The organism is Micromonospora sp. NPDC047465 (assembly GCF_040643125.1).
In the GTDB taxonomy this organism is placed as follows: domain Bacteria; phylum Actinomycetota; class Actinomycetes; order Mycobacteriales; family Micromonosporaceae; genus Micromonospora.
This window is the reverse complement of record NZ_JBEYTP010000099.1, coordinates 1-9047: the sequence shown is the minus strand read 5'-3', so window position 1 is coordinate 9047 and position 9047 is coordinate 1. Positions and strand designations below refer to the sequence as shown.

The 9047-nt window shown below is 73.0% G+C and carries 9 protein-coding genes; 5 read left to right on the top strand and 4 right to left on the bottom strand.

Going from position 1 to position 9047, the window contains the following annotated elements; translation table 11 throughout:
* Positions 1 to 182: 182 nt before the first annotated feature.
* Together ABZ793_RS34330 and ABZ793_RS34325 are read left to right on the top strand one after the other, a co-directional pair.
* Positions 183 to 524: a hypothetical protein gene (locus ABZ793_RS34330; RefSeq protein ID WP_350712699.1), complete on the top strand. Its 342-nt coding sequence runs from the start codon at positions 183 to 185 to the stop codon at positions 522 to 524.
* Positions 521 to 1180 (top strand): nucleotidyl transferase AbiEii/AbiGii toxin family protein, encoded by a 660-nt coding sequence (locus ABZ793_RS34325; RefSeq protein WP_357465107.1) that lies wholly within the window; start codon positions 521 to 523, stop codon positions 1178 to 1180. Before ABZ793_RS34330 ends, ABZ793_RS34325 begins: the two co-directional genes overlap by 4 nt.
* Positions 1181 to 1201: 21 nt before the next feature.
* Here the strand turns inward: ABZ793_RS34325 and ABZ793_RS34320 are convergent, their stop codons facing one another.
* Positions 1202 to 2104, bottom strand: a complete 903-nt coding sequence (locus ABZ793_RS34320; RefSeq protein ID WP_357465109.1) for an SDR family oxidoreductase — start codon at positions 2102 to 2104, stop codon at positions 1202 to 1204.
* A gap of 211 nt (positions 2105 to 2315) precedes the next feature.
* Between ABZ793_RS34320 and ABZ793_RS34315 the strand changes: the two genes are divergently transcribed.
* Positions 2316 to 4106 (top strand): 5'-nucleotidase C-terminal domain-containing protein, encoded by a 1791-nt coding sequence (locus ABZ793_RS34315; protein ID WP_357465105.1) that lies wholly within the window; start codon positions 2316 to 2318, stop codon positions 4104 to 4106.
* A gap of 115 nt (positions 4107 to 4221) precedes the next feature.
* On the opposite strand, the gene ABZ793_RS34310 is transcribed toward ABZ793_RS34315, so the two are convergent.
* Positions 4222 to 4410, bottom strand: a complete 189-nt coding sequence (locus ABZ793_RS34310; protein WP_350712703.1) for a hypothetical protein — start codon at positions 4408 to 4410, stop codon at positions 4222 to 4224.
* A gap of 114 nt (positions 4411 to 4524) precedes the next feature.
* Complete coding sequence (locus tag ABZ793_RS34305; RefSeq protein WP_357465103.1) at positions 4525 to 5682, bottom strand: geranylgeranyl reductase family protein; 1158 nt, start codon at positions 5680 to 5682, stop codon at positions 4525 to 4527.
* A gap of 143 nt (positions 5683 to 5825) precedes the next feature.
* Here ABZ793_RS34305 and ABZ793_RS34300 point away from each other — a divergent pair, with 143 nt between their 5' ends.
* Together ABZ793_RS34300 and ABZ793_RS34295 are read left to right on the top strand one after the other, a co-directional pair.
* Positions 5826 to 6062: a hypothetical protein gene (locus tag ABZ793_RS34300; protein WP_357465101.1), complete on the top strand. Its 237-nt coding sequence runs from the start codon at positions 5826 to 5828 to the stop codon at positions 6060 to 6062.
* An 85-nt stretch (positions 6063 to 6147) separates the two neighbouring features.
* Positions 6148 to 7593, top strand: a complete 1446-nt coding sequence (locus ABZ793_RS34295) for an MFS transporter (RefSeq protein WP_357465099.1) — start codon at positions 6148 to 6150, stop codon at positions 7591 to 7593.
* Positions 7594 to 7720: 127 nt separating this feature from the next.
* Here ABZ793_RS34295 and ABZ793_RS34290 read toward each other — a convergent pair whose 3' ends face one another.
* Positions 7721 to 8317, bottom strand: a complete 597-nt coding sequence (locus ABZ793_RS34290; protein WP_357465097.1) for a hypothetical protein — start codon at positions 8315 to 8317, stop codon at positions 7721 to 7723.
* Positions 8318 to 9047: the final 730 nt, after the last annotated feature.

Below are 9047 nucleotides of genomic sequence, written 5' to 3'. Positions count from 1 at the left end.
GCCCGGCGCAGGGATCAAGCCTGACCGCCCGGAGCCGGGCACGGCGGGCCACACCCCCACCACCACGCACCGCAACCCAACACCCCACCCCACCGCGAACCCGCACCAACCACCGCACGCCACCCGACAACCCCAGCACAGCCAGCACCGACAAACCGCGGACCTGGCGTTACCCTGACAGCATGCACGGCCTCTCCCCCACCGCGACCCGCGTGGCCCCCCTGGCCCGCCCGGGCCGGCCCGCCGTGGTGACCCGGACGCTCACCGAGCTCGCCGGCCCCACCCGCGGCGTCGTGGAGCTGCCCGTGCGGCTGATGTGGAACGCCGACCGCACGTTCGACCTGGGCGACCCGGACGAGTTGCTCTGGATGTACGAGAACGTCCTGCGGGAGACCACCCGCGCGGAGGACCTCCGCGTACTCATCAACGGGCGCACCCTGCGCCGGGTGTGGCGACTGCTCAACCTCCCCCGGGGCGTACGCCAGGCGTGGGAGATCCGCCACCGGGGTCTGCGTACGGCGTGAGCGCCGCGCACCCGCACGACTTCTACCGGGAGGTGGCCCGCGTCGCCCTGTCCGCCGCCGGGCCGTACCGGTTCGTGCTCGGTGGCGGCGTGGCCTGGGCGGCGCACGGGCTGGTGACCCGCCCGACCGAGGACGTGGACCTTTTCGCCGACGTCGAGGGGGCGGCGGCCGCGGCGGCGGACGGGGTGCGGGCGGCGCTGGAGCGGGCCGGTTTCGAGGTGAGCGACGCCGACCCGGACAGCGAGCTGGCCGAGCTGTTCGACGGGTTCGACCGGGACCTGAAGGACTTCGTGGTGAGCCGGGACGGGCGGCGGATCCGGCTCAGCCTGGCCCGCCTCGACCGGCACCGCAGCCCGGTGGTGATGGACCTCGGCCCGGTGATGGACGTGCGGGACCTGATGGCGAACAAGACCGCCGCGCTGGTGAACCGGCGGGAGGTCCGGGACTACATCGACGTGGCGGCGGCCCTGGAGCAGCACGACGTGGCGGAGCTGCTGGAGCTGGCCCGCCAGCTCGACCCGGCCCTGGATCCGTCGGACGTCCGCGCCGCCGGCCGCTACCTGGACCGGCTGCCGGACCGGCGCTTCGCCCGCTACGGCCTGGACGCCGCCGCCGTCGCCCGCGTCCGCGCCCGCCTCGCCGTCTGGCCCCGCTGACCTCGGGCAGGGGCGCGGGGATTACTTGGTGGGGCGGCCGCCCGTCACGCCGAGGACCTCGCCGGTGACGTAGCTGGACTCCTGGGAGGCGAAGAAGACGTACGCCGGGGCCAGCTCGGCCGGCTGGCCGGGGCGCCCCTCCGGGGTGTCCTGGCCGAACTGCTCGACCTTCTTCTGCGGCATGGTCGCCGGGATCAGCGGCGTCCAGATCGGGCCGGGCGCCACCGCGTTCACCCGGATCCCCTGCTCCGCCAGGTCGGCGGCGAGCGCCTTGGTGAAGTTGGCGATCCCCGCCTTGGTGGTGGCGTAGTCCAACAGCTGCGGCGACGGGTCGAACGCCTGGATCGACGAGGTGTTGATGATGGTCGAGCCCTCGGACATGTGCGGCACCGCCGCCCTGCAGAGCCAGAACATGGCGTACAGGTTGGTCCTGAGCACCCGGTCGAACTGCTCGTCGCTGATCCCGAGGATGCCCTTCTCCTGCGCCATCTGGTAGGCGGCGTTGTTGACCAGGATGTCGATCCCGCCGAGGTCCCGCACGGCCCGCGCGATCAGCTCCTCGCAGTGCCGCTGGTCGGTGATGTCGCCGCGTACGGCGACGCCCTTGCGGCCGGCCTCCTCGACCAGCCGGACGGTCTCCCGGGCGTCGGCGTCCTCCTCCTCACCCAGGTAGGAGATGAGCACGTCGGCGCCCTCCCGGGCGTACGCGATGGCGATCGCGCGACCGATGCCGGAGTCGCCACCGGTGATCACGGCCCGCCTGCCGTCGAGCTTGCCGCTGCCGTGGTACGACTCCTCGCCGTGGTCCGGCTTCGGGGTCATCCTGCCGGTCGCGCCGGGCGGCGTCTGCTGCTGCCCCGGTTGCCCCTCCTGCTGGCCGTACTGGCTGGTGGGGTCCTGCTGGGTGTGCTGGTCCTCGCTCACCGACGTCTCCTCGCGCACCTGCTCGGGTTCCTGGTATCCCACCGCCCTACCCGCAACCGGCGGGCGGAAACAGCCGGGGCGGTGTTACACCGAGCGGCCCACGGACGCTGGTGGTGTGGGACACCTCGGGCTGCTGTGGCAGGAGTGACGGCCGCTCGTTAGGGTGCGCTCGGCGCCCACCAGGCGCCCCGACCCCATGGAAGGGCACGTCATGACCTCTCCCTCCGGCCCGTCGCGTCGGACGGTGCTCGCCGCCGCGGCCGCGGCGGCGAGCGTCCCGCTGATCGCCGCCACCCCCGCCCAGGCGGCCGGCGCGGCCCGGTCGCGGACCTGGGACCTCACGATCCTCGGCACCTCGGACACCCACGGCAACGTCTACAACTGGGACTACTACAAGGACGCCGAGTACGACGACAGCAAGCACAACGACGTCGGCGTCGCCAAGCTGGCCACCCTCGTCAACCAGATCCGCGCCGAGCGGCGGGGCAAGGCGACGCTGGTGCTCGACGCCGGCGACACCATCCAGGGCACGCCGCTGGCGACCTTCTACGCCAAGCAGGAGCCGATCACCACCACCGGGGCGACGCACCCGATGGCCAACGCGATGAACGTGCTCGGGTACGACGCCGTGACGCTGGGCAACCACGAGTTCAACTACGGCCTGCCCCTGCTGGCCAAGTGGATCTCCCAGCTCGGCTTCCCGGCGCTGGCCGCCAACGCCGTCAACGTCGCCACCGGCAAGCCGGCCTTCCTGCCGTTCGTCATCAAGAAGGTCTCCGTCGGCTTCGCCGCGCCGCCGCTGCGGGTCGGCATCCTCGGCCTGACCAACCCGGGCAGCGCGATCTGGGACAAGGCCAACGTCGAGGGCCGGCTGCGGTTCGACGACATGGTCGCCACGGCCGCGAAGTACGTCCCGATCATGCGGGAGCGCGGCGCCGACATCGTGCTGATCTCCGCGCACGGCGGCGACAGCGGCACCTCCAGCTACGGCCCGGAGCTGCCGAACGAGAACCCGACGGCGCTCATCGCCGAGCAGGTCCCCGGCATCGACGCGATCCTCTTCGGCCACGCCCACGCCGAGGTCGCCGAGAAGTTCGTGACCAACGCGCGGACCGGCGAGCAGGTGCTGCTCACCGAGCCGTCGAAGTGGGGCCAACGGCTGAGCCGGATGGACTTCACGCTGGCCCGCGAGAAGGGCCGGTGGAAGATCACCAAGAAGACCGCCGCCCTGCTGAACACCAACACCGTGGTGGAGGACCCGAAGGTCCTCGCCGCCGTGCGGGCCCAGCACCAGAAGACCGTCGCGTACGTCAACCAGGTCGTGGCGCGCTCCACCGTGGAACTGTCGGCGGCGGAGAGCCGGTACAAGGACACCCCGATCCTGGACTTCATCAACCACGTCCAGACCGAGGTGGTCGGCCAGGCGCTCGCCGGCACGTCGTACGCGACCCTGCCGGTGCTGTCGATCGCGGCGCCGTTCAGCCGCACGGCGGTCTTCCCCGCCGGCGACGTCAAGATCCGCGACGTGGCCGGGCTGTACGTCTTCGACAACACCCTCGAGGCCGTCGTGCTCAGCGGCGCCGAGGTGCGGGCCTACCTGGAGTACTCGGCGAAGTACTTCCGGACCCTCGCCCCGGGCGCCCCGGTCGACCCGGAGACGATCAGCGACCCGGCGGTGCCGGACTACAACTACGACGTCTTCTCCGGCCTGGAGTACGACATCGACATCTCCCGGCCGGTGGGCCAGCGCATCACCCGCCTGGTGCTGCCCGGCACCGACACCCCGGTGGCGGACAACGCGCAGTTCGTGGTGGCGGTGAACAACTACCGCCGCAGCGGCGGCGGCAACTTCCCCGGCATCGTGAAGACCCAGGTCTACAACGAGCAGCAGGAGATCCGTCAACTGCTGATCGACTGGGCGCAGGCCAAGGGCGCGATCGACCCGGCCGACTTCTACCAGCCGAACTGGAAGCTGGTGCGCGAGGGCGTGCCGGTCTTCTGACCGACGATCACCGGACGGGCCGTGGGCGGATCGCCCGCGGCCCGTCCGCGTACCGGGCCGCATCCCGGGCAGGTCGCGCGCGGACGAGGCGACGTTCGCCGCGCGCGACCTGCCGTCAGGCACCGTGCCGCAGGTCCCACCGGTCCGAAGCCTCCGAATCCGGTCGGTCCCGGCGCGGCTCGGTCTCGGTCAGCGCGACCCGCTCTTCGGGCGGGACCGCCGGCGGCATCTCGCCGAAGCGCACGTGCCGCAGGAAGGCGTACTCGTCGTCGGTGAACGGCGACTCGGAGCGGTCCTCTGCCATCTGCTCTCCCCCTCGACGCCGTCATTCTCCGCCCAGGGCGCCCGGCGTCACCACCCCTAGGGCATCCTAGGATCCTGGGTGGAAAGACGGGGCCGGTGACCTCCGTCCGCCCGGTCAGGACGGCAGCTTCGCCAGCGGCGCGCGGGGGGCCGGCAGCCGGTCCAGCAGCGCCAGCGCCGCCCGCACCGGGGCCCGGCCCAACGTCTCGTCGAAGCTCGCCCGCCCCTGGCAGAACCGCACGAACATCCGCCAGCCCGGCGGGGTCGCCAGCAGCGCGTGGAAGACCTCCGGCCGACGCGCGAACACGTCCAGCAGCCGGTGCCCCGCGCGCATCGAGGGCACCAGGTCCCGCGCCACCGCCCGCTCGTAGCCCGCCAGGTCACCCGCGGCGACCGCGGCGCCGGCCAGCTCGCCGGAGCGCAGCGCGTAGCTGATGCCCTCCCGGCTCCACGGCTCCAGCAGCCCCGCCGCGTCGCCCGCCACCAGCACCCGGCCCCGACGCAGCGGGGAGTCCTCGACGCGGCAGCGGGTCAGGTGCCCCGAGTCGTGCGCCGGCTCCACCCCCGACAGACCCAGCCGGTCGACGAACGCGCGCAGGTAGGCCCGGGTCCGCTCCCCCTCGCCCCGAGCGGCGATCACACCGACCGTGAGCCGGTCGCCCTTCGGGAAGACCCAGGCGTACGAGCCGGGCAGCGGGCCCCAGTCCAGCAGCACGCGGCCCCGCCAGCGGTCCTGCTCCCGCGGCGGCACCGGCAGCTCCAACTCCAGTCCCAGGTCGACCTGCCGGTGGCGGACCCCCACGTGCCGGGCCGTCACGCCCGAGGAGCCGTCCGCGCCGACCACGGCCCGCGCCCGTACCGTCTCCCCGTCGGCCAGCCGCAGGCGTACGACCTCGGGGTCCTGCTCGACGGCGCGGACCGCGGCGCGCTCGCGGACCTCGGCGCCGGCCGCGGCCGCGGCGACGCGCAGCCGATCGTCGAACTCCTCACGCCGCACCATCGTCACCAGCGGGCTGTCGGGGTGCCGTCGGGTGAACCGGCGTCGCCCGTCCCGGGTGAACGTGACCTGGTCCACCCGGTCGTGCGCCGGGACGTCGATCCGGTCGGCGACCACCGCGAGCGAGGTGCCGATCAGGCCGCCCCCGCAGGTCTTGTAGCGGGGGTGGGCAGCCCGTTCCAGCACGAGTGTGCGCAGGCCCGCGCGGGCGGCGGCATGGGCGGCGGAGAGGCCGGCGGGGCCGGCGCCGACGACGGCGAGATCCCAGATGATCACCGGTGCAGCGTATGCCAGGAGGCCGGTTCCGGGGGCGTCGGCGCGACCGGATCACCGCCCGATCGGGTGGGCATCTTCGGCCGGACACGGGGTAACCGCGCGGCGCAACCGCCCGTGGGGCGGGCAAGGCGAAGGAGGACATCATGCGGCAGGTCCAACTGTCGGACGTCGAGGAACGGGTGTACGACGCCGTCGCGGCCCTGGAGGCGCGCGGGCAGGTGCCGTACCCGGACCTGATCGCCCAGGAGGCCGGGCTGACCGAGGAGCAGTTGCGCGCGCCACTGCACCTGCTCACCGAGAAGAACCTGCTGCACCGCGAGGACTCGCCAATGGCCGGTCTGGACTTCGGCCCCCGGTTCTGCGCCCAACAGTTGGCGTGACCCGGCGGGCGGCCCGCCACGATTCGCCTCCCGGGGACCGGGGTAGCGGACAGCGATGCCCGACCACCGGTCCACGGGAGGCACGATGAGCGCGGCGCGTACGCCGCGACCGGCCGACGCCACCGCCTCCCCGGACGACCGGCGGCGCTGGCAGGCCCTCGGCGTCGGGCTGGTCGCCGCCTTCATGACGCTGCTCGACGTGAGCATCGTCAACGTCGCCGTCCCCTCGATGGACCGCGCCCTCGGGGCCTCCCCCAGCGACCTGCAGTGGGTGCTCTCCGGGTACGCCCTGACGTTCGGGCTGGTGCTGGTTCCCGCCGGGCGCTTCGGCGACGCGCGCGGCCGGCGCACCGCGTTCGTCTTCGGGATCGCCCTGTTCACGCTCGCCAGCGCCCTCGCCGGGCTGGCCGCCTCCCCCGCGTGGCTGGTCGGTGCCCGACTGCTCCAGGGCGCTGCCGCCGGGCTGGTCAACCCGCAGGTCACCGGCCTGATCCAGGAGCTGTTCCGGGGGCCCGAGCGGGGCCGCCCGTTCGGCCTGCTCGGCGCCACCATCGGCATCTCCACCGCCGTCGGCCCGCTGCTCGGCGGCCTGCTGATCGCCATCGGCGGCGAGGAGCACGGCTGGCGCTGGGTGTTCTTCGTCAACGTGCCCGTCGGGATCGTGGCGGTGGTCCTCGGGTGGCGGCTGCTCCCCGGCCGCCGGGCGGGCCCCGCGGACCACCGGCGGCTGGACCCCGTCGGAGTGCTGCTGCTCGGGCTCGGCGTGCTGCTGGTGCTGCTGCCGCTGGTACAGCAGCAGCAGTGGCAGAACCGCGCGAAGTGGCTGCTGGTGCCGGCCGGGCTGCTCGCCCTGGCCGGTTTCGGGGCCTGGGAACGGTGGTACGCCCGGCGCCGGGATCCGCTGTTCGACCTGCGCCTGTTCCGCTTCCGGTCGTACGCCCTCGGATCACTGATCGCGCTGGTCTACTTCGGCGGGTTCACCGCGATCTTCTTCGTCTTCACGCTCTACCTCCAGAACGGCCTCGGCTACAGCGCGCTGGTCGCCGGCGTGGCCATCACCCCGTTCGCGCTGGGCTCGGCCGCGGCGTCCGCCCTCGGCGGCCGGATCGTCAACCGCTTCGGCCGGCCGCTGGTCGCGGTCGGGCTGCTCACCGTGGTCGTCGGGCTCGTCGCGGTGGTCGGCGTGCTCGCCCTGGCGCCCGCCGGCGCCGTGGTGCCGTGGCTGACCGCGGCGCCGCTGTTGGTGGCCGGGCTGGGCAGCGGCCTGGTGATCGCCCCGAACCAGACCCTCACCCTGTCCCAGGTGCCGGTGCCCCAGGCGGGCAGCGGCGCGGGCATGCTGCAAACCGGCCAACGCATCGGCTCCGCCGCCGGCATCGCCGCCGTCGGCTCGGTCTTCTTCTCGTCGCTGGCCGGCAGCGACGGCGACTACGCCCTCGCTTTCCGGCACTCCCTCCTGCTGGCCGCCGCGGTCATCGCGCTGGCGCTGGTCGCCGCCCTGGTGGACGTCGCCCTCGGCCAGCGCCGCTGACCGCCGCACCCGCACGCGAACCGCCCCAGCCGCGGACCCGGTGCGTGCCCGCCCGCTCGTGACGCGAAGACGCCGCTGGCCGGCACCCCGCACAGGGGTACCGGCCAGCGGCGTCATGCGAATATCGTCAGTTGTTCCAGTGCTCGGCGACCAGATCGGCGGCCTGCTGCTCCCACTGGGCGTAGTGGTCCGGGTACGCCGACACCTGCACCGTCTGCGCGGCCTCGGTCAGCGGCATGTCCTGCCACCCGTCGACCTGCTCCAGACCCTTCAGGAACGCCATCGTCGAGTACTCGGGGTCGGTGATCTGCTCCACCGTGCCCCAACCGCTGGACGGGCGCTGCTGGAACAGGCCCTGCGAGTCGTGGTCGTTGCGGTCACCCAGGTGCCCCAGGTTCTCCAGCTTCGACTCCTGCAACGCCGTCGCGATCGACACCACCGCGGCCCGCTCGTCCATCCCGGCCTTCTTCGTCGCCGCGATGATCGCCTTCACGTTACCCACCTGCTCGTCCGACAGGTCGATCCGCGACTGCGCACCCTGCACACCATGCGGAACCAGCTTCGCGGTGTCCACGGCCGGCTTGTCCGCCTGCACCGCCACAGCGGTGACCGGCGTCGCCGCCACGGGGGTGGTGTCGGCGTGGTTCAGCGGACCAGCAGCCAGACCACCAGCAACAGCCAGACCAGCAATACCAAGAACGCTCTTACGCATGATCGTGTTCATCAGATGCTCCATTCGGGGGTTGGCACCACACGCCGAAAGGGGGGTTCAGCGGGGCGCAAGCACCGTCCGGCGCTCAACAAACTACGGGGGATCCGGCGCGTGCCGCCGGGAAGAATCAGACCGGCCATGGAAGACCGCAGCACGCGGCCATTCACGCGGGGCGAGGGGGTCGCCCCTCCCTTGGCCGGGACCATGTGTAACGACCGGCGGCCCACCAACATTCCAGGACCGGGGCCTGCACGCCAGCCCGGGGGCGGGGTCGCCTTGCTCGGCCGTACGCAGGGTGTAAGGCCCCCGCCCCGCCCACGATTCCGCCCCCACGATGCCCCCGGTCACACCCCACAGCCACACCCACCGGTGCCGCCGCCTCGCCCCTGTCGAGCTGCCCTCACAGACGGGACACACGTGCCCCGGCAGACGACCGAGCCTGATGTGACCGGTGGCCCACAGATGGGGCAGCTCGACAGCGGCCCACACCACCCAACCCCGCCAAACCTTGTCGAAAACCGGGTCAACGGGTCGCCACCCCGCAGACGCCCCCACGCCGACCCATGCCGACGCCTTCACCGACCCCACGCCGACGCCACACAGACGCTTCGCGGACGCGCTCTGCGGACGCCCCGCGACAGTCGTAACCGCACAACCGACATCCAGGCACGGACGACGCACGACCACCGACGGGGTGTGGCCCGCCGTGCCCGGCGCAGGGATCAAGCCTGACCGCCCGGAG

Excerpts from the sequence above, each read along its gene's own strand:
- ABZ793_RS34330 (WP_350712699.1), top strand. The coding sequence starts at position 183 with ATGCACGGCCTCTCCCCCACCGCGACCCGCGTGGCCCCCCTGGCCCGC.
- ABZ793_RS34300 (WP_357465101.1), top strand. The coding sequence starts at position 5,826 with ATGCGGCAGGTCCAACTGTCGGACGTCGAGGAACGGGTGTACGACGCC.
- ABZ793_RS34295 (WP_357465099.1), top strand. The coding sequence starts at position 6,148 with ATGAGCGCGGCGCGTACGCCGCGACCGGCCGACGCCACCGCCTCCCCG.
- ABZ793_RS34315 (WP_357465105.1), top strand. The coding sequence starts at position 2,316 with ATGACCTCTCCCTCCGGCCCGTCGCGTCGGACGGTGCTCGCCGCCGCG.
- ABZ793_RS34290 (WP_357465097.1), bottom strand. The coding sequence starts at position 8,317 with ATGAACACGATCATGCGTAAGAGCGTTCTTGGTATTGCTGGTCTGGCT.
- ABZ793_RS34310 (WP_350712703.1), bottom strand. The coding sequence starts at position 4,410 with ATGGCAGAGGACCGCTCCGAGTCGCCGTTCACCGACGACGAGTACGCC.